Origin of the sequence: Amycolatopsis orientalis, assembly GCF_000943515.2 — a bacterium.
Lineage (GTDB): Bacteria > Actinomycetota > Actinomycetes > Mycobacteriales > Pseudonocardiaceae > Amycolatopsis > Amycolatopsis orientalis.
Genome location: NZ_CP016174.1, coordinates 3,724,552 through 3,748,735, shown reverse-complemented (window position 1 = coordinate 3,748,735; position 24,184 = coordinate 3,724,552). Strand labels below are relative to the sequence as shown.

2 protein-coding genes (both running past the window's edge) are annotated in these 24,184 nt (G+C 72.2%); both read right to left on the bottom strand.

What is annotated here, in order from left to right; all coding sequences use genetic code 11:
- Window positions 1–16,716: the 5' portion of a non-ribosomal peptide synthetase gene (locus SD37_RS16665; protein WP_065912852.1), read on the bottom strand. Its footprint begins 9,375 nt before the window's first position; the window shows 16,716 of its 26,091 coding nt (coding positions 1–16,716); its start codon is at window positions 16,714–16,716; its stop codon lies beyond the left edge, outside the window.
- On the bottom strand, window positions 16,716–24,184 hold the end of the coding sequence (locus tag SD37_RS43755) for a non-ribosomal peptide synthetase (protein ID WP_065912851.1). 13,549 nt of this gene lie beyond the right edge of the window; the window shows 7,469 of its 21,018 coding nt (coding positions 13,550–21,018); its start codon lies beyond the right edge, outside the window; it ends in the stop codon at window positions 16,716–16,718. The genes SD37_RS16665 and SD37_RS43755 overlap by 1 nt, the downstream gene beginning before the upstream one ends.

Here is a 24,184-nt window from a genome sequence, read left to right as displayed (position 1 = left end):
GCGACCGGCCAGTGCGCCGAGGACCCGGCCCCAGGCCAGGTGGAAGACGGTCGCGGGGCTGACCCCGCGCGCACGGGCCAGTGACCGCACCCGCCGGGCGAGCGTGTCGTCGATCCACCGGTCGGCACGCGTCACCGCGTCGCCGCCACCGTGCACGTCGAGCAGGCCGTACGGCGCGGTCGGCTCGGTCAGATCACCGAGCAGCCCGGCGAAGTAGGCCTCGTGTTCCTCCCGCGCGACCCCGAACCGCGCCCGCGCCACGTATTCGCGGAACGGCACGGGCTCGGGCAGTTCCGCGGCGCGGCCTTCGAGTATCGCCCGCACCTCGTCGAGCAGCACCTCGAGCGCGGTGTGGTCCTGCACCAGGTGATGGATGAGCAGCAACGCGACCCAGCGCCCGGTGCCGGGTTCGCGGGCGACCCGGACCCGCATCAGCGGCGCCCGATCCACCGCGATCCCGGCGCCGGCCATCAGTTGCCCGGTGAGGTCACCAGAGCCGTCGGAGCCGTCGAGGACGACTTCGTCCACCGGCAATTCGGCGGTACGGCACACGACCTGCACCGGTTCGCGCAGTCCTTTCCAGACGATCGCCGTCCGGTAGGTGTCGGTCCGGTCCACGATTCGCCGCAGGGCGCCGAGGAAACCGTCGAGGAGGTCCCGCGAGCCGAAACGCAGCACTGTCGGCAGCAAGTAGACGTCCGCGTCCTCCCCCTTGGCCATCAGGTGATGGAAGAACATGCCCTCCTGCAACGGGGCCAGCGGGTACACGTCGGCGATTTCGGCCGCGCCGCCCGGTACGGCCTCGACGACCGTGGCGATCTCGGCCTCGGTCAGGTCGGCCAGGGTGAGCATCTCCGGGGTGATCTCGGCCGCGCCGGGCGGGATCAGGTTCGGGGGCACCACCACCCGGTCCGGACCGGCCGCGGCGGCCATCCCCGCCGGGGTGGCGTACTCGAACACCGCCCGCACCGAGACCTCGGCCCCGTGTTCGCGGAGATACTCCACAAGGGACACCGCCAGCAGCGAATGCCCGCCCAGTGCGAAGAAATCGTCGTCGGCACCGACCGCGTCGAGACCGAGAACGTGGGCGAACGCCGCACAGAACAGCTCCTCCCTCGGCCCGGCGGGGAGCCTGCCCATGCCCGCGACCGTCGCGGGGCCGGGCGCGGGCAAGGCCTTCCGGTCCAGCTTCCCGTTCGGGGTCAGCGGCAACGCGTCGAGCGGCACGATCACGGACGGCACCATGTACGACGGCAGCCGTTCGGACGCGTACGCGCGCACCGCGCCCGCCTGGTCGTCACCGGTGGCCACCACGTAGGCGACGAGCCGCTTGTCCCCCGGCGTGTCCTCGCGGACGACGACCGCGACCCGGTCCACCGCCGGGCAGGCGCCCAGCACCGTTTCGACCTCGCCCGGCTCGATCCGGAACCCGCGGATCTTCACCTGGTCGTCCGTGCGCCCCAGGAACTCCAGCTCGCCGTCCGTGCGCCACCGCGCCAGGTCACCGGTGCGGTACAGCCGCTCCCCCGCGCCGCCGAACGGAGAGGCCACGAACCGTTCCGCCGTGGCCCCCGGACGCCCGAGGTAGCCCCGCGCGAGCTGGACACCGGCCAGGTACAGCTCCCCCACGGCGCCGGGCGCGACCGGCCGCAGCGTGCCGTCGAGCACGTACGCCCTCGTGTTGGCGATCGGCCTGCCGATCGGCACCCGGCCGGGGCCTTCGCCGTCGAGGACGGCCGCGGTCGCCCACACCGTCACCTCGGTCGGGCCGTACAGGTTGGTGACCGTGCCCTCCGACGCCGCGGCCAGGCGGCCGGCCAGCGGGCCGGGCAGCGCCTCGCCGCCGACGAGGGCGCGCACCCCGCGCGCGGCCTCGGCGTGCGCGGTCAGCAAGGCCTGCCACAGCGCGGGAGTCGCCTGCAGGGTCGTGACCTCGAACCGGTCGATCAGCCCGGCCACCGCCGCCGGATCCCGGACGGCCGCGTCCTCCGCCAGTACCACCCCGGCGCCCGCGAGCAGCGGTACGTACAGCTCCAGGACGTGGATGTCGAAGGACACCGTCGTGACGGCCAGCAGGCGGTCTTCGGTCCCCATCGGGAATCGGCCGCCCATCGCCGCCACGAAGTTCGCCATGGCGCCGTGCGGGACGACGACCCCCTTGGGCCGCCCGGTGGAGCCCGACGTGTAGATCACGTAGGCCGGGTTGCCGGGCGACAGCGGCCCGTGCCGTTCGGCGGTGGTCAGGTCGCCGTCGTCCAGTGCGGCGAGTTCGGCCGCGACCCGGGGATCGTCGAGCACGATCCGCTCCGGTCCGGGGACGGCGATCCCGGTGCCCAGCTCGGTGAGCATGAGCCTGGGGCGGGCGTCGTCGAGCTGGTAGCCGACGCGCTCGGCCGGATGCGCGGGGTCCACCGGCAGATAGGCGCCGCCCGTCTTGAGCACCGCGAGCAGCGACACCACCAGCTCGGCGGAGCGGCCGAGGCATACCGCGACGGACGACTCCGGCCCGGCTCCGTGCCGGACGAGCAGCCGGGCGAGCCGGTTGGCCCGCGCGTTCAGCTCGGCGTAGGTCAGCCGGGTGCCGTCGCCGTGCAGTACCGCGATCGCGTCCGGCGTTCTCGCCACCTGCGCCTCGAAGGCCTCCGGCACGAGCAGGGCAGGCCGCGGGGCGTCCGTGCGGTTCCACTCCTCCACCACCCGGCGGCGCTCGGCGGGATCGAGCAGGTCCACCTCGCTCAGCCGCGTGCCGGTGTCGTCGGCGAGCAGGCCCAGGACCCGGACCAGGCAGCTCGCGAGGCGGTCGGCGGTGTGCTGGTCGAACAGATCGGCGGCCGCGATGAGCATGCCCTCCATCCCGGCGGGCGCCCCGGTCGCGTCGAAGGATTCGCCCATCGACACGTCGAGGTCGAACTTGGCCGCCACGCCGTCGGTGGGCAGCGCGCCGATCCGCAGGCCGGGCAGCGTCACCGCGGCCCCGCCGCCCGCGTTCTGCAGGGTCAGCATGACCTGGAACAGCGGATGCCGGGACAGCGACCGGCTGGGTGCCAGCTCCTCGACGAGCTTCTCGAACGGGACGTCCTGGTGGCCGAAGGCGGCCAGCGACGTGTCCCTCACCCGGCCGAGGATCTCGGCGACCGTCGGGTCCCCGGACAGCTCGGTCCGCAGCACGAGCGTGTTGACGAAGAAGCCGACGAGGTCGTCCTGCGCCTGGTCGGTGCGCCCCGCGACGGCGACCCCGATGGGGATGTCCGTCCCGGCGCCGAGCCGTGACAGCACCGCGGCCAGCGCGGTCTGCACCGTCATGAAAAGGGTGACTCCCCTGTCCTTCGCCACCGCCCTGAGTCGCCGGTGCAGCCCGGCCGGGATCTCGATCGGGGCGAGCAGGCCGCGATAGGACGCGGTGGCGGGCCGTGGCCGGTCGGCGGGGAGGTCCAGCTCTTCCGGCGCCCCGTCGAGGGCTTCACGCCAGTAGGCGACCTGTTGGGAGAGCAGGCTTTCCGGATCGTTCTCGTCACCGAGGAGGTCACGCTGCCAGAGCGCGTGGTCCGCGTACTGCACCGGCAGCGGGGTCCACGCGGGTTCCGCACCCCGCAGCCGCGCCGTGTAGGCCGCGGCGACGTCGCGCGACAGCGGCTCCATCGACCACGCGTCCGCCGCGATGTGGTGCACCACCAGGACCAGGACGTGGTCCTCCGGCGACAGCGCGAACAACGACGCCCGCACCGGAGGCTCGGTGGTCAGGTCGAACGCGTGTCCCACCGCTTCGGCGATCGCGTCGTCGAGTTCCCCGGCGGTCACCCCGGCCACGTCCAGGGCGAAGGCGGCCTCGTCCACCGAAAGCACGCGCTGGTAAGGCTCGCCGTCGGCGAGCGCGAACACGGTCCGCAGCACCTCGTGCCGTCCGACGACGTCCTGCAGCGCGGCCGCGAAAGCCGACCGGTCCAAGGAACCGGTCAGGCGCAGCGTCAGGGGGATGTTGTACGTCGGGCTCGGGCCTTCCAACCGGCTCAAGAACCACAACCGCCGCTGCGCGAACGACAACGGCACCCGGTCCGGCCGTTCCCGCGCCACCAGCGGCGTCCGGTCGGGGACGCCCAGTGCCGGCGACGCCGCCAGCTCCGCCGGGGTCCGGGCCTCGAACAGCGCGTGCAGCGGCACCTCCACCGACAGCACCACCCGCACCCGGCTGGCCAGCTGGATCGCCAGCAGCGAATGCCCGCCCAGTTCGAAGAAATCGTCGTCGACGCCGACCCGGTCCAGGCCCAGCACGTCGGCGAACGCCTGGCACAGCAGCTCTTCCGTGGCGTTCGCCGGGGCCCGGCCCGCACCGGCCGAGTACTCCGGCACCGGCAGCGCGGCGCGATCCACCTTCCCGTTGACCGTCAGCGGAAGGGTTCCCAGCTCCACGAACGCCGCCGGGACCAGGTACTCCGGCAGGCGTTCGGCGGCATACGCGCGCGCCGTGACGCCGACGGCCGTGCCCGGTCCGGCGGGCACCAGATAGGCGACCAGCCGTTTGTCGCCCGGCACGTCCTCACGGACCAGCACGGCGGCCTGCGCGACCGCCGGATGCCCGGCGAGGACGGCCTCCACTTCGCCGGGTTCCACCCGGAACCCGAGGATCTTGGCCTGTTCGTCCGCGCGCCCGACGAACACCAGACGGCCGTCCGGGGTCCACCGGACCAGATCGCCCGTCCGGTACATGCGGTCGCCCGGACCACCGAACGGACACGCGACGAACCGCTCCACCGTCCACAAAGGACGATTGAGGTAGCCGCGCGCGACACCGGCACCGGCGACGTAGAGTTCACCGGCCACCCCGGCGGGCACCACGTCGAGCCGGTCGTCCAGGACGTAGACGCGCGTGTTGTCCAAGGGCCGCCCGATCGGCAGCACTCCCGCCACCGCACCGGGATCCCCGACCTCGTACTGGGTCGCGCACAACGTCACCTCGGTCGGCCCGTACAACTGCCGCACCCGGACACCGGGGTTGGCCTCCAGCACTCGCCGCACGGCGTCCGGCGGGACCACGTCGCCGCCGGTCAGCACCTCACGGACACCGGCGAGACAGGACGGATCCTCGTCCACGAGCACCCGGAGCAGGCCGGCCGTCAGATGGACATGCGACAACTGGTGTCCCGTGATCAGCCGCCGCAGCGCGGTCGCGTCCACGCGTTCGGGCGGGGCGACCACCACGGTCCCGCCCGAGAGCAACGGCACCCACAGTTCGTACGACGACGCGTCGAAGGCGTGCGGTGCGTGGAAAAGCACCCGCGACGGCTCGCCCCAGGACCGGTCCTTCGCCAGGCGCACCACATCCCGATGTGTGGTCACCACGCCCTTCGGCACCCCGGTCGAACCGGAGGTGTACATGACGTAGGCGGCTTGTCCCGGCGGGCATGCCGGTGGCAGTAAAGCGTCGACGGCGGTGTCGGTGGTGTCGGCGGAGATCGTCCGGAGGTCCAGCCCGGTCAGGAATTCGTGGCCCGCCGTCGGTTCGTGCACCACCAGCGTCGCGGCGCCGGAATCCTCGGCCACCGCCTGCATCCGCGCGACCGGCCAGCCCGCGTCCAGCGGCACGAACACCCCGCCCGCCTTGAGGATCGCCAGCAGTGCCACCACCAGCTCGGCCGAACGCTCCATCAGCACCGCGACCGGCGACTCCGCGCCCACCCCCGAAGCCACCAGTGCCCGCGCGAGCCGGTCCGAGCGAGCGTCCAGCTCGGCGTACCCGAGCTCCAGCTCACCGGCGACCAGCGCGGTGGCGTCCGGCGTACGGGCCACATGCGCCGCGAACGCCTCCGGCACCGAAACGTCCGGAACGGCCACGGTCGTGTCGTTCCATTCCTCCCGTAACTGCCGTCGGGTCCGCGCGTCGAGGACGTCCACTTCGGTGAACGGCGTCTCCGGAGCCGCCGCGAGCGCGGTGACGAGGTTGCCGAGACAGGTGTGCAGCAGGGCGCAGACCTGGTCGGGATCGGCGGGCGCCACGGCGTTCACGGTGATCGCGAACGCCGGGCCGTCGTTGTCGATGGAGACGTGGAGCGGATAGTTCGTGTGCTCCCGGGTGAAGACGGTCCGGATGCCGTCGATGCCCTCGCCGGTTTCCGGCTCCTCCTGGTTGTGCCGGTAGTTGAACAGCGACGTGACCAGCGGGCTGCCACCGGGCAGTTCGGCCGCGGCCTGCGCCGAAGCCAGCGGCGCGTGCTCGTGGACCATCAGATCGGCGAGCTGGCCCCGCATCGCCGCCAGCGCCTCGCCCACACTCGCCCCCGCCAACCGCACCCGCACCGGAAGCGTGTTGAGGAACAGGCCCGGCGCGCGGTCGGCGCCCGCGCCCGCGTTCATCCGGCCGAAGAGGAGCGTGCCGAACACGACGTCGTCCCGTCCCGAAACCACGCCGAGTACCCGTGCCCACGCCAGATGGAACAGCGTCGCCGGGCTCACACCGAGCGTCCGCGCCACCTCGCGTGTCCGCGCGGCCAGGGTGTCGTCCACCCGCCGGTGGGCGAGCGCGGCCGCCGCTCCGTCGCCGTAGGTGTTCAGAAGTCCGTACGGTGTGGTGGTTTCGGTGACGCCGTCGAGCACTTCGCTGAAGTAGCGTTCGTGGTCGTCCTGGGACACCCCGCGCCGGGCCTGCGCGACGAACTCGCGGAACCGCGACGGCGGCGGCAGTTCGCCGGCCCGCCCGGAGAGGAACGCCCGCAGGTCCTCGATGATCACGTCGAAGGTGGTGTGGTCCTGGATCAGGTGGTGGATGCGCAGCAGCACCAGCCAGCCGCCCGCCGGATCGGCGGCGACGTACACCCGGATGAGCGGGGCGGCGGTGAGTTCCATCCGGCCGTCGCCCGCGGCCAGGAGCTGGTCGACGGGTGCGGGGCCGTGGGGGTCGAGGGTGATCTCCTCGACCGGCAGCGGGGCGTGCCGGGCGACCACCTGCACGGGCTGCGGGAGCCCTTCGGACACGATCGCCGTGCGGTAGATGTCGTGCCTGTCGACCAGCCATCGCAACGCCACGAGGAAACCGTCGAGGCGTTCGCGGGTGTCGACGGACAGCACGGTCGGCGTGGCGTACACGTCGATGCCGTCACGGCCGGCCAGCAGGTGGTGGAAATAGATCCCTTCCTGCAACGGCGCCAGCGGATAGACGTCCTGCGTGTTGGCCGCGCCGCCGGGGACGGCCGCCACCACCGTGGCCAGTTCCTCCGGGGTCAGGTCGACCAGCGTGAGCATCTCCGGTGTCAGCGCGGTGGCACCGTCCGGGATCAGGTTCGGCGGCACCTCCACCGCTTCCGGGGCCGCCACCGCGGCGAGCCCGGCCGGGGTCGGGGTCGTGAACAGGGCCCGCACCGACACCGACATCCCGCGACGGCGCAACCACTCCACCAGCGACACCGCCAGCAGGGAATGCCCACCCAGCACGAAGAAGTCGTCATCGACGCCGACCCGTTCGAGGCCGAGCACCTCGGCGAACGCCTGGCACAGCAGCTCTTCCTCGACACTCGCCGGAGCACGTCCACCGCCGGCGGTGTACGAAGGCGCGGGCAAGGCCTTCCTGTCCAGTTTCCCGTTGGCGGTCAACGGCAGCGCCTCCAGCACCACCACCACCGACGGCACCAGGTACGACGGCAGCCGTCCCGCGGCGAACCCGCGCACCGCCTCCGCCAGACCGTCGGCGTCGGCCCCGGCGGCGGGCACGACGTACCCCACCAGCCGGACGTCGCCGCCGACGTCCTCCCGCGCGATCACCGCGGCCCGCGTCACGTCAGGGTGCTCCGCCAGCGCGGCCTCGACCTCACCCGGCTCCACCCGGAACCCGCGAACCTGCACCTGATCGTCCACGCGGCCCGCGAACACCAGCAGGCCGTCGGCGGTCCAGCGGGCCCGGTCCCCGGTCCGGTACATCCGGGCGCCGGGAGCACCGAAGGGGCAGGCCACGAAACGCTCGCTCGTCAGCCCTGGTCGGCGCGCGTAGCCCCGCGCCACTTGCGGACCGGCCACATACAGCTCACCCATGATTCCCGCGGGGACCGGGCGCAGCCATTCGTCCAGCACGGACACCGAGAACCCCGGAAGGCCGCGGCCGATCACGCTCCCGTCCGTCTCCGGGGCGAGGTCGTAGCGGGTGACGTGCACCGTGGTCTCGGTGATGCCGTACATGTTCACCAAGCGGGGACCGGAATTCCCGGACCGCGCCCACCACTCGGCCAAGCGGGCGGGCTCCAGCGCTTCCCCGCCGAACACCACGGTCCGCACGTGTGCCAGCGCGGCTCCGGAGTCGACGGCCAGCAGCTGATAGAACGCCGACGGTGTCTGGCTCAGCATCGTGACCCGTTCGCGCTCCAGCAACTCCGCGAACTCCCGCGGCGACCGCGACACCTCGAACGGCACCACCACGACGCGTCCGCCATGCAGCAACGCGCCCCAGATCTCCCACACCGAGAAATCGAACGCGAACGAGTGGAACCACGACCACACCTCACCGGACCCGAACAGTTCCCGGGTGGCGGCGAACAACGCCACCACATTCCGATGCGGAACCACCACACCTTTCGGCGTTCCCGTCGAACCCGACGTGTAGATCACGTACGCCGGATGCTCGGGGCGGGCGAGGCTCGGCGGGGCGGACACGATGTCGTGCCCGGATTCGTCCACCACGACGACCGGAACACCCTCAGGCACCAACGAAACACAGTCCGCCGTCGTCACCACGCACATCGCGGCCGCGTCCGCCAGCACGAACGCCCTCCGCTCCGCCGGAGCGTCCGGATCCACCGGCACATACGCAGCCCCTGCTTTGAGCACGGCCAGCAACGACACCACCAGCTCGGCCGACCGCCGAGCGACCACACCCACCACCGACTCCGGGCCGACACCCCGAGCCACCAACCGATGAGCCAAGGCATTCGCCCGCGCGTCCAACTCCGCATACGACAACCCGGCACCATCCGCCGTGACAGCGATCGCCTCCGGCGTCCTCGCCACCTGCGCCTCGAACAGTTGGGGCAGCGTCGCCTCGGGTACCGGCGGACCCGGCTCGGTCCATCCCTCCAAAGTGGACAGTTCTTCGGCGCCGAGCAGGTCGATCGCGCCGAGTCGCAGCTCCGGGCGCCGGGTCACCTCGTCGAGCACCCGCGTGAACCAGGCGACGATCCGGTCCGCGGTGTCCCGGTCGAACAGGTCGGCGGCCACGACGAGCGTTCCGCGCACCCCGGCGGGCGCGCCCTCCTCGTCGAAACCCTCCTCGAAGGCGAAGTCGAGGTCGAATTTGGCGGGCACCGCCCCCGTGGGTTCCATCGAGGTCCGCAGGCCGGGCAGTTCGGCGTCGGGCCCGGCGGTGTTCTGCACGGTCAGCATCACCTGGAACAACGGATGCCGGGTCAGCGACCGGGCCGGGGCCAGCTCCTCGACCAGCCGCTCGAACGGGACGTCCTGGTTGGCCAGCGCCGCGAGGAGGTTTTCCCGTGCCCGCCCCAGCGTTTCGGCGAAGGTCGGGTTCCCGGACAGGTCGGTGCGCAGCACGAGGGTGTTGACGAAGAACCCGGCCAGCTCGTCGAGGGCCTGGTCGGTGCGCCCTGCGACGGCCGTGCCGATCGGGATGTCCCGGCCCCCGCCCAGCCGCGCCAGCGTCACCGCCAAAGCGGCCTGCAGCACCATGAACACGGTCACGCCCTCGGCCCTCGCCAGCTCCAGGAGCCGCCGGTGCAGCCCGGCCGGTAGCTCGGCCTCGGCCACGTGGCCCCGGTGGGACAGTTCCGCCGGACGTGGCCGGTCGAACGGCAGGTCCAGCTCTTCCGGAGCGCCCGTGAGCGCGGCCTTCCAGTAGCCCACCTGCTGCGCGATCACACTGCCCGGATCGTCGTCGTCACCGAGCAGTTCTCGTTGCCAGAGCGCGTAATCGGCGTAGTGCACCGGCAGCGGCGCCCAGCGGGGAGCCGCCCCGCCCAGCCGGGCCTCGTACGCCAGCGAAAGGTCGCGAGCCAAGGGCGCCATCGACCAGGCGTCGCCCGCGATGTGGTGCACCACCAGGACGAGCACGTGCTCGTCCGGCGCCACCGTGAACAGCGAGGCGCGCACCGGGATCTCCGCCGCCAGATCGAAGGGATACGCCGCGGCCCGCGCCACCGCGTCCGTCAGCCCGCCGGGCGGCACTTCCGCCACGGACGGCGTGAACGCCGCCTCGTCCACCGAAAGCACGCGCTGGTACGGCTCGCCGTCGGCCAGCGCGAACACGGTCCGCAAGACCTCGTGCCGTCCGACGACGTCCTGGAGCGCGGCCGCGAAAGCCGTCCGGTCCAGGGAACCGGTCAGGCGCAGCGCCAAGGGGATGTTGTAGGTGGGACTCGGGCCCTCCAACCGGCTCAGGAACCACAACCGCCGCTGCGCGAACGACAACGGCACCCGCTCCGGCCGCTCCCGTGCCGCCAGCGCCGCCCGTCCCGGCGCGGCGACCTCGGCGAGCCGCACCGCCAGCCGCGCGGGGGTGCGGGCCTCGAACACGGTCCGGATCGGGAGTTCGACGGCCAAGGTCGCGCGGACCCGGCTCACCAGCTGCATCACCAGGAGCGAATGTCCGCCGAGGGCGAAGAAGTCGTCGTCCATCCCGGCCGACGGCAGCCCCAGGACGTCGGCGAAGGCCTGGCACAGCAGCTCTTCCGTGGCGTTCGCCGGAGCCCGGCCGGCCCCGGCCGCGTACTCGGGAGCGGGCAACACCGCCCGGTCCACCTTCCCGTTGACCGTCAGCGGAAGCGCGCCCAGTTCCACGAACGCCGCCGGGACCAGGTACTCGGGCAGGCGCGCGGCCAGGTGGTCGCGTACGGCGTCGGTGATCCGCGCGCCTCTGTCCACGGGCACCACGTAGGCGATCAGCCGCTTGTCCCCCGGGACGTCCTCCCGCACGACGACGGTGGCCTGCGCGACCGCCGGATGCCCGGCCAGCACGGCTTCGACCTCACCCGGTTCCACCCGGAACCCGCGGATCTTCACCTGATCGTCCGCGCGCCCGGCGAACACCAGCCGTCCGTCCGGCGTCCACCGGGCCAGGTCCCCGGTGCGGTACATCCGCCCGCCCGGCCCGTACGGGCAGGCGACGAACCGCTCCGCCGTGGTCTGCGCGCGGTTGACGTAGCCTCGCGCGATACCCGCCCCTGCCACGTAAAGCTCACCGGCGACCCCCACCGGGACCACGTTGAGCCCGTCGTCGAGGACGTAGACGCGGGTGTTGTCCAGCGGCCGCCCGATGGGCAGCGCGCCGGTGGTCCCGGCGGCGTCGGTGATCTCGTGCTGGGTGGCGCACAGCGTGACCTCGGTCGGCCCGTAGAGATGCCGCACGACCACCCGCGAACCGGCCGCCAAGACCCGGCGCACGGCGTCGGCCGTCACCACGTCCCCGCCCGTCAGCACCTCGCGCGCCCCGGCGAAGCAGCCTGGGTCGTCCTCGGCCAGCGCCCGCAGCAGACCGGCGGTCACGTGGACGTGCGTCACGTCGTGCGCGGCGATCAACCGCCGGATCAGGGCCGCGTCGACGCGCTCGTCGGGGGCGATCACCACGGTGCCGCCCGACAGCAACGGCACCCACAGTTCGTACGACGACGCGTCGAACGCGTGGGGAGCGTGGAACAGCACCCGGGTCGCGGCGCCCCAGCACCGGTCCATCGCCAGGCGCACCACGTCCCCGTGGGTGGCCACCACGCCCTTCGGCTCCCCTGTCGAGCCCGACGTGTACATCACGTAGGCGGCACAACCCGGCGGCACCGGGTCCGGCAGCTCGACCGCGGTGCCCGCCTCGGCCTCGACCGTCAACGCCGCGACCCCGAGTTCGAGCCCGGCCGTCGCCTCGTGCGCCAGCAGCAGGCAGGCGCCCGCGTCCGCGGCCACCGCGCGTAGCCGGGCCTCCGGCCAGCCGGTGTCCAGCGGCACGAACACGCCGCCCGCCTTCAGCACCGCCAGCAACGCCACCACCAGGTCGATCGACCGCTCCATCGCGACCGCCACGGCCGACTCCGGCCGCACGCCCGCGGCGACCAGCGCCCGCGCCAGCCGGTCCGCCCGCGCGTCCAGTTCGCCGTAGGACAGTTCCACTTCGCCGGAGACGACCGCGACGGCGCCGGGGTCGGCCGCGACCCTGGCCGCGAAGGCGTCCGGTACCGACACGTCCGGTACCGGGACCGCGGTGTCGTTCCAGCCGTCGAGCAGCGCCGACAGCTCGGTCTGGTCCAGCACGTCCACCGTGCGCAGCGGGGTGGCGGGTTCGTCGGCCAGTGCGGTGGTGAGCGCCTCCAGACAGGTGATCAGCAGCGCGCCGACCCGCGCCGGATCGGCGGGCGCCACCGCGTCCAGGGTGAGCGCGAAGCCGGACTCGTGGGCGTCGACCGCGACCGCGAGCGGGTAGTTCGTGAGGTCGCGGGCCGACAGGACCTTCATCCCGTCCAGCGCCGGGCGATCCTCCTCGGCGGTTGCCGGGTTGTGCCGGTAGTTGAAGATCGAGCTGAACAGTGGGCTGCCGCCGGAAAGTCCACTGGCCGCCTGGGCGAGCGCCAACGGCGCGTGCTCGTAGGCCAGCAGGTCCGCGAGCTGATGCCGCAGTCCGGTCAGCGCTTCGCCGACGCCCTGCCGATCGAGGCGGACCCGGACCGGCAGTGTGTTGATGAACAGCCCCGGCACGCGATCCGCGCCGACGCCGGCGTTCATCCGTCCGAAGAGGACAGTGCCGAAAACGACGTCGTCGCGTCCCGACACCGCGCCCAGCACACGGGCCCACGCCAGGTGGAACACCGTCGCCGGGCTCGCGCCCCACGACCGCGCCACCTCGCGGACGCGGTCGCCCAGCGCGTCGTCCACCCACAGGTGGGCCTGTTCGGAAGCGGTGCCGTCGCCGTGCAGATCCACCAGCCCGTACGGGGCGGTCGTTTCCGTGACGTCGCCGAGGAGGCCGGCGAAGTACCGCTCGTAGTCTTCCCGGGGGACCCCGAGCCGTGCCTGCGCCACGAATTCGCGGAACGGCACCGGCGGGGGCAGCTCCCCGGCCCGTCCGGACAGGAACGCCCGCAGGTCGTCGAGCAGCACTTCCAGGGTGGTGTGGTCCTGCAGCAGATGGTGGACGCGCAGCAGGCCGAGCCATCGGCCGCCGCTCGGATCGGCGGCGAAGTGCACGTCCATCAGCGGCGCCCGGCCCAGGTCCAGCCGTCCGCTCACCGCGTCCAGGAGCTGCTCGACGGCGTCGGGGCCGCCGGGATCGAGGACGACCTCCTCGACCGGCACCTCGGCGTGGCGCACCACGACCTGCACGGGTTCCCGCAGTCCTGTCGAGACGACGGCGGTGCGGTAGATGTCGTGCCGGTCCACCATCCAGCGCAACCCGGCGAGGAAGGCGTCGAGGCGGTCACGCGTGTCGAACTCGATGACGGTGGGCGTCACGTAGACGTCGGTTCCGTCCCGGCCGGACATCAGGTGGTGGAAGAAGATGCCTTCCTGCAACGGCGCCAGCGGATACACGTCCTGGATGTTCGGCGCCCCACCGGGAATCGCCGCGACCACGCGCGCGATCTCGGCCGTGGACAGGTCGGCCAGCGGCACCATTTCCGGCGTGATCTCTTCGGCGTCCGGCGGGATGAGGTTGGGCGGGACCACCACCGGTTCCGGGCCCGCGGCCGCGGCGAGTCCGGCCGGGGTCGGCGTCAGGAACAGGGCCCGCACCGACACCGAAACCCCACGCTGACGCAGCCATTCCACCAGCGACACCACGAGCAGCGAGTGGCCGCCCAGCGCGAAGAAATCGTCGTCGACGCCGACCCGTTCCAGGCCCAGCACGTCCGCGAACGCAGCGCAGAGGATCTCCTCCCGGGCATTCGCCGGTGCGCGGCCGGAACCGGCGAGGCCCGCGAAGTCGGGTGCGGGAAGTGCCTTGCGGTCGAGTTTCGCATTGGGGGTCAAGGGAAAGGCGTCGAGGGGGACGATCGCCGACGGCACCAGGTACGCGGGCAGTCGCTCGGCGAGGAAGGACCGCAAGTCCTCAATGGACACTGTGTCGGCCGGAATCACATAGCCGACCAGCCGGAGGTCGCCCGGAGTGTCTTCCCTGGCGATCACCACGGCCTGTTCGACGTCGGGGTGCGCCAGCAGGGCAGCCTCGATCTCACCCGGTTCGACCCGGAAACCACGGATCTTCACCTGGTCGTCGGTACGGCCCAGGAACATCAGCTCACCGTCGGCGTTCCACCGCACCCGGTCCCCCGTGCGGTACATCCGCTGGCCCGGTTCGAACGGGCAAGCCACGAACCGTTCACCGGTCAGCCCCGCGCGGCCCGTATAGCCCCGCGCCAGACCGGTCCCGGTCACGTACAGCTCGCCGCCCACCCCGGCGGGAACCGGCTCCAGAGCGTCGTCCAGGACGTACACCCGGACGTTCGGGATCGGCCGTCCAATGGAGACGGTGTCCGATCCGTCGGCCCGGCACCGCCACACCGCCGCGTTCACGGTGGTTTCGGCCGGACCGTAACTGTTGAACATCACGTGATCGCCGGCCCACCGCGAAACCAGTTCGCCCGGCAGGGCTTCCCCGCCCACGTCGAGCACGAACCCTTCGGGCAGACCGTCTTGCGGAAGGCTGGCCACCGCGGCGGGCGGCAACGTCGCGTGCGTCACCCCGAACTCGCTAAGGAACCCCGCCAACTCGGCACCCAAACGCCGCTCCGGCGGCACGATCACCAACGCCGCCCCCGACAGCAACGCCAGCAACCACTCCTCACAGAACATGTCGAAACCCGACGACGCGAACTGCGCCACCCGAGACCCCGGACCCACCCCAAACCGACCATGACTCACCGACAAATTCACAAACCCACGATGAGAAACAACCACACCCTTCGGCACCCCAGTCGACCCCGACGTATACACCACATACGCCGGATGCCCCGGCAACAACGGCGCAATCCGGTCACCATCCGTCACCGGATCGGCAGCATACCCAGCAAGATCCACAAAGGACTCACTCGAATCCACCACCACAACCGCGGCCGAATCCTCCACCAGAAACCGAACCCGCTCCCCCGGCAGATCCGGATCAATCCCCAAATACGCGCCACCGGCCTTCAACACCGCCAAAATCGCGATCACCAGATCCGGCGAACGCTCCAGGACCACAGCCACCACCGACTCCGGCCCCACCCCCACCGCAATCAGCTCACGCGCCAACCGATTCGCACGAGCGTCCACCTCGGCATAACTCAACTCGACACCGCCACCCACCAACGCTGTCGAATCCGGAGAACGCATGACCTGAGCGGCGAACAGATCCGGCACCACCCCACCCGGCATCACGACCGTGGTGTCGTTCCATTCCCGGAGTACCCGGCGCAGTTCGCCGTGGTCGAGAATCCGCAAGGACCGGACGGGGACGGACGGTTCGGCCGCGACGGTCTCCAGGACGCGGCCCAGCCAAGTCGCGATCCGTTCGACGGTCTCGACGTCGAACAGGTCCGCCGCGCCGATGAGGGCACCCTGCAGCCCCGTCGGGTTTCCCTGGGCGTCGAGGGTCTCCCGCACCACGAGATCGAGGTCGAGATCGCCGGACCGCCGGTCGTCGGGGATCAGGTCGATCCGCAGGCCGGGCAGCTCCAGCGCCGGCCCGCCGCCGCGTCCGGCGGAGACCAGATCCGCGCTTTCCACCGCGGCCATCACCTGGAACAGGGGATGACGGGACAGCGACCGGGTCGGTGACAGCTCCTCGACCAGCTTCTCGAACGGCACATCCTGGTTTTCGTAGGCGTTCAGCGCGGCTTTCCGTACCCGCCCGAGGACTTCCGTGAAGGTCGGATCGCCCGACAGGTCGGCCCGGATCACCAGGTTGTTGACGAAACAGCCGACGAGGTCGTCGAGCCCCTCGTCGGTCCGGCCCGCGACCAGGGTCCCGATCGGGAGATCCACACCGGCACCCAGCCGGGACAGCAGCACCGCCAGCGCGGAGTGCACCACCATGAACAGGGTCGCCCCGTGTTCCCGCGCCAGCTCCAGCAGCCGCCGATGTATGTCCGCGCCGAGTTCCAGCTCGGCCGTGTGGCCCCGGGGGTTCAGCTGCGCCGGACGCGGCCGGTCACCCGGCAGGTCCAGTTCCTCCGGTGCCCCGGCGAGGGCTCGCCGCCAGAACGACACCTGCTCGGTCAGGGTGCTCTCCGGATCGTCCTCCGCACCGAGGAGTTCACGCTGCCACAACGTGTAATCGGCGTACTGCACCGGAAGCTGCGTCCATTCCGGCGCGCCGCCCGCCAGCCGTGCCGCGTACGCGGTGGAGAGATCGCGCAGCAACGGGCCCATCGACCAGCCGTCGGCGGCGATGTGGTGCACCACCACCACCAGCACGTGCTCACGCGGGTTCACCGGGAACAGCCGGGCCCGGACCGGGATCTCGTTCGCCAGGTCGAAGGCGTACGCGCTCGCACGCGCCACCGCGTCCTCCGGTACCGGCGCCTCGACGACCTCGAGTTCGAAGCCCGTCTCGTCGGTCCGGAGCACCCGCTGGCAGGGTTCGCCGTCCTGGGCCGGGAACACGGTCCGCAGTACCTCGTGGCGGCCGAGTACGTCCAGCAGGGCGGCGGCGAGCGCGTCGCGGTCCAGCTCCCCGGTCAACCGCAGCGCCAGCGGGATGGTGAAGGTGTCGCTGGGGCCGTCCAGCCGCCAGAGGAACCACAGCCGGCGCTGCGCGAACGACAACGGAATCATCAGAACTCCTTTTCGTGCTCACGCATGGGCCGGAGTACCGGCCTCGTTTTCTTGCCGGTACCGGCGTTCGCCACGATCCACGCGGCCACCTCGGCGGCGGTCGGGTTCTCGAACAGGACCCGGAGCGGCACCTCGGCACCCGCGACCGCCCTGATCCGGCTGAGCAACCGGGTGCCCAGCAGGGAATGCCCGCCGAGGGCGAAGAAATGGTCGTCGGGGCCGACCCGGGGCAACTCGAGGATTTCGGCGAACGCCTCGCAGACGAGTTCTTCCTCCCGCGTGGCGGGCGCCCGTCCCGCCCCGGCGGTGCCGTGTCCGGGCGCGGGAAGCGCCTTGCGGTCGAGTTTCCCGTTGACGGTCAACGGAAGCGCGTCGAGTTCGACGAACGCGACGGGCACCATGTACGCGGGCAGCCTGCTCAGGGTGTACTCCCGGAGCACCTCGCCGAGGTCGTCGGTCCCCGGCTCCGCGCGGACCAGGTAGGCGACCAAGCGCCGGTCGCCCGCCCGGTACTCCCTGGCCACGACCGCCGCGTCGGCGACCGCCGGATGCTCCGCCAGCACCCGCGCGATCTCGTCCGGCTCGATGCGGAAGCCGCGGATCTTGAGCTGGTCGTCGACCCGGCCCTCGAAGAGCAGCCGTCCGCCGGTGGTCCAGCGGGCGCGGTCGCCGGTGCGGTACATCCGCTGCCCAGACCCGAACGGGCAGGCGACGAAGCGTTCGGCGGTCATCGCCGTCCGTCCGAGGTAGCCGCGGGCCAGGCTGGCACCGGCCACGTACAGCTCCCCTCGCACCCCCGGCGGCGCCGGGGCCAGGGCGTCGTCGAGGACGTAGACGCGGGTGTCGAGGACCGCGGCCCCGATGTCGGGCTGGCCACCGGGCGCAAGCGGGGCCGACATCGACGAGCAGACGGTGGTCTCGGTCGGTCCGTAGGCGTTCACGAACCGGCGTCCAGGTGCCCAGCGCCGCACGACGTCGCCGGTGAGCGCCTCCCCCGCCGACACCAGGGTGGTGACCGGCGCCAGATCCTCCGGCGCGGACGCGGCGAGCAAGGCGGGCGGCAGGGTCGCGTGGGTCACCCCGTGCCTGGCGACGACTTCCGTGAGCCCGGCGCCCGAGAGCAGGTCCTCGGTCACCACCAGGCGGGCGCCGGTGCACAGCGCCATCACCAGTTCCCAGACCGACGCGTCGAACCCCGGGGACGCGAACTGCAGCACCCGGCTCTCGTCGGTGACGGCGAGCCGTTCGACTTGGGAGGCCACGAGGGCGGCGATGCCGCGGTGCGGGACCACCACGCCCTTCGGCCGCCCCGTCGAACCCGAGGTGTGGATGAGGTAGGCCGGATGTTCCGGCAGCGGCGGGACGACGGGCGCGGTCTTCCGCTCCTCGGCCACGTCGAGGACGACGACCGGCGGCACCGTGCCCTCCGGGATCGACGCCCGGCGCTCGGTGGTCGTCAGCACGCATACCGGCCGCGCGTCGACGAGCACGTACTCGATCCGTTCCGGCGGGAGCACCGGGTCGATCGGGAAATAGGCGGCGCCCGCCTTGAGCACGGCGAGGAACGCGATCACCAGATCGACCGAACGGTCCAGCACCACCGCCACCGCCGACTCGGGGCCCGCGCCGTACCCGGCGAGGACGGCGGCCAGCCGGTCGGAGCGCGCGTCCAGTTCCGCGTACCCGACGACGGAGTCCCCGGTCTCCAGCGCGACCGCTTCTCCCCTGCGCGCGACCTGCGCGGCGAAGAGGCCGGGCACCGTCGCCTCGGGCACTTCGACGCCCGCCGGGTTTTCCTCGCCGAGCACCTGACGACGTTCTGCGCCGGTCAGGAGATCGATCCGGCTCAGCGGGCGGGCGGGTTCGGCCACGGCGGCTTCCAGCAGCCGCACCAGCCGTGCGACGAGTGCCTCCGCCGTCGACCGGTCGAAAACGTCGGCACCGAACTCCAGCGCACCCGACATGCCGTCCGGTGCGCCCTCCTCGTCGCGTCGCTCGGCGAGGCTGAGCATGAGGTCGTACCGGGCGACGCCGTGGGCGACTGGTTCGCCGCTCACCTCCAGCCCGGGGAGCCGGAGCTCCGCCTCGGGCGCGTTCCGCACGTCCAGCGCCACCTGGAACAGGGGCTGCCGCGACAAGGAACGTTCCGGGACGAACTCCTCCACGACCCGGTCGAACGGCAGGTCCTGATGCGCGTACGCCGCCAGGTCGGTCTCCCGCACCCGCCGCAGCAACTCGGCGAAGCCCGGGTCTCCCGAGACGTCGGTACGCAGCACCAGCATGTTGACGAAGAAGCCGACCAGGTCGTCCAGCGCGTCGTCGGTGCGGCCGGCCACCGCGGTACCGATCGGGATGTCGGCGCCCGCGCCCAGTCTGCTCAGCAGGGCCGCGAAACCCGCTTGGAGCACCATGAAAACTGTGACCTGTTCGGCCGAGGCGAGGTCCACGATCCGCCGGTGCAGACTCGCGGGCAGCTCCACCGTGACCTCGCCGCCCCGGTGCGTCGCCACCGCGGGACGGGGCCGGTCCACCGGCAGCGGGATCTCTTCGGGGACACCGGCGAGGGTCTCGCGCCAGAACGCCAGCTGCCGGAACAGGACGCTCTCCGGGTCGTCGGCGTCACCGAGCAGATCCCGTTGCCAGAGCGCGAAATCCGCGTACTGCACGGGCAGCGGCGCCCACTCCGGCGCGTGCCCCGCCGCGCGTGCCGGGTACGCGACCGACAGATCCCGTGCCAGCGCCGCGGTCGACCAGCCGTCGGTCGCGATGTGGTGCACCGCCAGCACGAGGACGTGGTCGTCCGGTGCCACGCGGAGCACCCGCGCCCGGATCGGGATCTCCGTGGCGAAGTCGAACGCGTAGCCCGCCGCGCGGTCGATCTCGTCCGCGACCTCCCCGGCCGCGACCTCGACCACCGGCAGCCGGAAATCGATCTCCTCGATCGGCAGGATCCGCTGGTACGGCTCGCCGTCCACGACCGGGAGCACCGTCCGCAGCACCTCGTGGCGGCCGATCACGTCCCGCAACGCCGTGGCCAGAGCCGCCGGGATCAGCGTGCCACGCAGCCGGAGCGCGATCGTGTTGCTGTAGCTCGCACTCGATCCTTCGAGCTGGCTGACGAACCAAAGCCTGCGCTGCGCGAAGGAAACAGGGGGCCGTTCCGGGCGCTCCCGGGCCGTCAGCGCCGGCCTGCCGGTCTCCGCCTGCCCCAGCCGTCCGGCGAGGCGGGCCACGGTCAGCGTCTCGAACAGGACCCGGATCGACATCTCGACACCGAGCACCGAGCGCACCCGGCTCACCAGCCGGGTCGCCAGCAGGGAGTTCCCGCCGAGCGCGAAGAAGTCGTCGTCGGGTCCGACCCGCTCAAGGCCCAGCACCTGCGCGAACACCCGGCACAACAGCTCTTCGTGCGCGGTGGCGGGCGCACGCCCGGCACCCGGCGTGCTCGCCTGTGGGACGAACACCGCCCGGCCTGGGGCCTCCGCTTCGGCCTCGTCGAGCAGCAGGCGACGCGGCCAGCCGGGCAGGCTCTTCGCCTCGCCGGTGGTGGTGATCAGCACCAGCGCGCCGGCGCCGGTGAGCGTGGCGGCGACCTCCTCCGGCGGATCCGCCGGATCGACGAGCACGTGACCGCCGCCCACCCGGCCGACGGCGGCCAGTGCCACCGCCAGGTCGCCGGGTTCCCGCACGCCGATCGCGACCACCGACTCCCGGCGCACGCCGAACGCGGTCAGCCGCCGCGCGAGCCGATCGGATCCGGCGCCCGTACCCGGTTCAGGATGGGCCCGGCCGGTCACGTCGAACACGTCCAGTGACAGGAGCGGAAGCTCCGGGGTCTCTTCCAGCGCGGTGGTCAGCTTCGCGAGCGAGGTGTGCAGCAGCCTGGCGAACCGGTCCGCGTCCACCGGCCGCACGACACCGACGAAGACACTGAACTCCACGCCGTCGTCGTCGATCGACACGCTCAGCGGGTAGTTGTCGTGCTCCTGGGTGAACACGGTCTCGACGTCACCGAGCACGTCGCCGGGCTCGACGACGACGGGCCGGGCGTGCCGGTAGTTGAACAGCGCGGCGAACAACGGGCTGCCGTGGGGCAGGCCACCGGCCTCCTGCGCCAGTGTCAGTGGCGCGTGCTCGTGCACCAGCAGCTCGGCGAGCTGGTCACGCAGCTCCGTCAGCGCCGTTCCCACCGGCTTCCCGGCCAGGCGGACCCGCACCGGAAGGGTGTTCATGAACAGCCCGGGCACCCGGTCCGCGCCGACGCTCGACCGGCCGAGCAGCACCGTGCCGAACACGACGTCGTCGCGGCCCGCCACCGCCGCGAGCAGCCGCGCCCACGCCAGGTGGAAGAGCGTCGCCGGGCTCGTCCCGAGCGATCGCGCCAGCGCCCGCACCCGAGTCGCCAGGCCGTCGTCCACCGTCAGCCTGGTCTGGCCGGTTTCCGTGCCGTCGCCGTGCACGTCCAGAAGTCCGTAGGGCGAGGTGGTCTCCGTGACATCCCCGACGAGCCCGGCGAAATACTCCCGGTGCGCCTCCTCGGGCACGCCGAGCCGGGCTTGCGCCACGAAGTCCCGGAACGGCGCGGGGGCGGGCAACTTGTCGGCCCGGCCCGCCAGGATCGCCTTGATCTCGTCGAGCACGATGTCGAGCGCCGTGTGGTCCTGGACGAGGTGATGCATCCGGATCAGCACCAGCCATCCGGCACCGTCGCCGGGTTCGGCCGCGAGGTGCACGGTCAGCAGCGGTGCCCGGCGCAGGTCCATCCACCCCCCGGCGGCGGCCAGCAGCTGCCCGACCGTGTCCCCGCCGCCCGCGTCGAGGGTGACCTCGGTGACCGGCAGCTCGGCGTGCCGCCACACGACCTGGACCGGCTCGGCCAGCCCGTCCGAGACGAGCGCGGTGCGGTAGACGTCGTGCCTGTCGATCACCTGCCGCAGCGCGGACAGGAAGGCTTCAAGCCGTTGCCTCGCCCCGAAGCGCAGGACGAACGGCATGGCGTAGACGTCGTCACCACCCCGGTCGGTCATCAGGTGGTGGAAGAAGATGCCTTCCTGCAACGGCGCCAGCGGATAGATGTCCTGGATGTTGGGCGCCCCACCCGGAACCGCCTCGACTACCCGCGCGATCTCGGCCTCGGTCAGGTCGGTCAGCGGCAGCATGTCCGGGGTGATCTCGTCGGCGTCCGGCGGGATCAGGTTGGGCGGGACCACCACCGGTTCCGGGCCCGCCACCGCCGCCAGCGCGGCCGGCGTCGGCGTCACGAACAGCGTCCTGACCGAGACCGACCCCCCACGCTGCCGCAGCCACTCGACCAGCGACACCGCCGACAGCGAATGCCCGCCGAGTGCGAAGAAATCGTCGTCGGCGCCGACCGCGGGCAAGCCGAGGATCTCGGCGAACGCCTGGCACACCAGCTCTTCCTGGGCGGTGGCGGGGGCGCGTCCGCCGTCCGTGTCGCGCCGGGGGCCGGGGAGCGCCGCCCGGTCCACCTTCCCGTTGACCGTCAGCGGCAGGGCGTCCAGCTCCACGAACGCCGACGGCACCAGATACCCGGGCAGCCGCTCGGCGGTGTGCGCGCTCACCGCGTCGACGATCGAGGTCCCGGTGTCCGCGGGTACCAGATAGCCGACGAGCCGCTTGTCCCCCGGGACGTCCTCCCGCACGAGGACGGTGGCCTGCGCGACCGCCGGATGCCCGGCGAGCACGGCCTCGACTTCGGCGGGCTCGACCCGGAAACCGCGGATCTTCACCTGCTCGTCCACGCGGCCGACGAACACCAGCCGCCCGGCGGAATCCCACTTCACCCGGTCGCCCGTGCGGTACATCCGTTCGCCGGGTCCGCCGAACGGACACGCCACGAACCGCTCCGCCGTCCACAAAGGACGATTCAGGTAACCGCGCGCGACACCCGCGCCTGCCACGTACAGTTCACCGGCGACTCCCACCGGGACCGGCCGCAATCCCTCGTCCAGCACGTACACGCGGGTGTTGTCGAGTGGCCGCCCGATCGGCAGGACGCCCGCCACCGCACCGGGATCCGCCACCTCGTACTGGGTCGCGCACAACGTTACCTCGGTCGGCCCGTACAACTGCCGCACCCGCACACCCGGATTGGCTTCCAGCACTCGGCGCACCGCGTCCGCCGGGACCACGTCGCCGCCCGTCAGCACCTCACGCAGCCCGGCGAAACACCGCGGCTCCTGATCGGCGAGCACCCGGAACAGACCCGCCGTGACATGCACGTGCGAGAGCGTGTGGTCCGCGATCAGCCGCCGCAGGACGGTCGCGTCCATCCGCTCCACGGGTGCCACCACCACCGTGCCGCCCGACAGCAACGGCACCCACAGCTCGTACGACGACGCGTCGAAGGCGTGCGGCGCGTGGAACAGCACCCGCGGTGTCGCGCCCCAGCAGCGATCCTTCGCCAGCCGCACGACGTCCCGGTGGCTCACCACCACACCCTTCGGCGTCCCGGTCGAACCCGACGTGTACATCACGTACGCGGCGCCGTCCGGTGAGACCGCGCCGGGAAGATCCACCGCGACGTCCGTCCCGGCGTCCGCCCGGATCGCCGGGATCCCGAGGTCGTGCTGAGCCGTCTCGTCGTGCATCACCAGCACCCCGGCGCCCGCGTCCTCGGCCACGGCGCGCATCCGCGCGACCGGCCAGCCGGTGTCCAGCGGCAGATAGGCGCCACCGGCCTTCAGCACCGCCAGCAGGGTCACCACGACGTCGGCCGAGCGCTCCAGCAGCACCGCGACGACCGACTCCGGTCCCACTCCCGAAGCGGCCAGCACCCGCGCCAGCCGGTCGGCCCGCGCGTCCAGTTCGCCGTAGCCGAGCCGGACGCCGTCGGCGATCACGGCCACCGCGTCGCGATCGGCGACCGCCCGGCGCGCGAACGCCTCCGGTACCGACACCTCCGGGACGGCCACCGGCATCGCGTTCCACTCCGTCAGGATCCGACGGCGTTCGCCCGCCGCGAGCACGTCCACCGAGGCGATCGAGGCGCCCGGATCCCGTGCCATCGTCCGCAGCACCCGGACCAGCCGATCCGTCAGCAGCGCGGCGGTGCGGGAGTCGAACAGGTCGGCGGAGACGAGGAGAGTGCCGCTGATCCCGGCCGGCGCGCCCGCCTCGTCAAAGTTCTCGCCGAGGCTCAGATCGAGGTCGACCTCGAGCGACTTGACCACCGAAGGCAGCGCCACGGCCTGTAGCCCCGGCAGGTCCAGTAGCGGCTCCCCGGCGCGGCCGGTGTTCTGCAGGGTCATCAACACCTGGAACAACGGATGCCGGGCGAGCGAGCGGACCGGGGCCAGCTCCTCCACCAGCCGTTCGAACGGGACGTCCTGATGCGCGAACGCGGACAGCGAGGTCTCGCGGACGCGGCCGAGCACCTCGGCGAAGCTGGGCTCGCCGGACAGGTCGGTGCGCAGGACGAGGGTGTTGACGAAAAAGCCCACCAGCT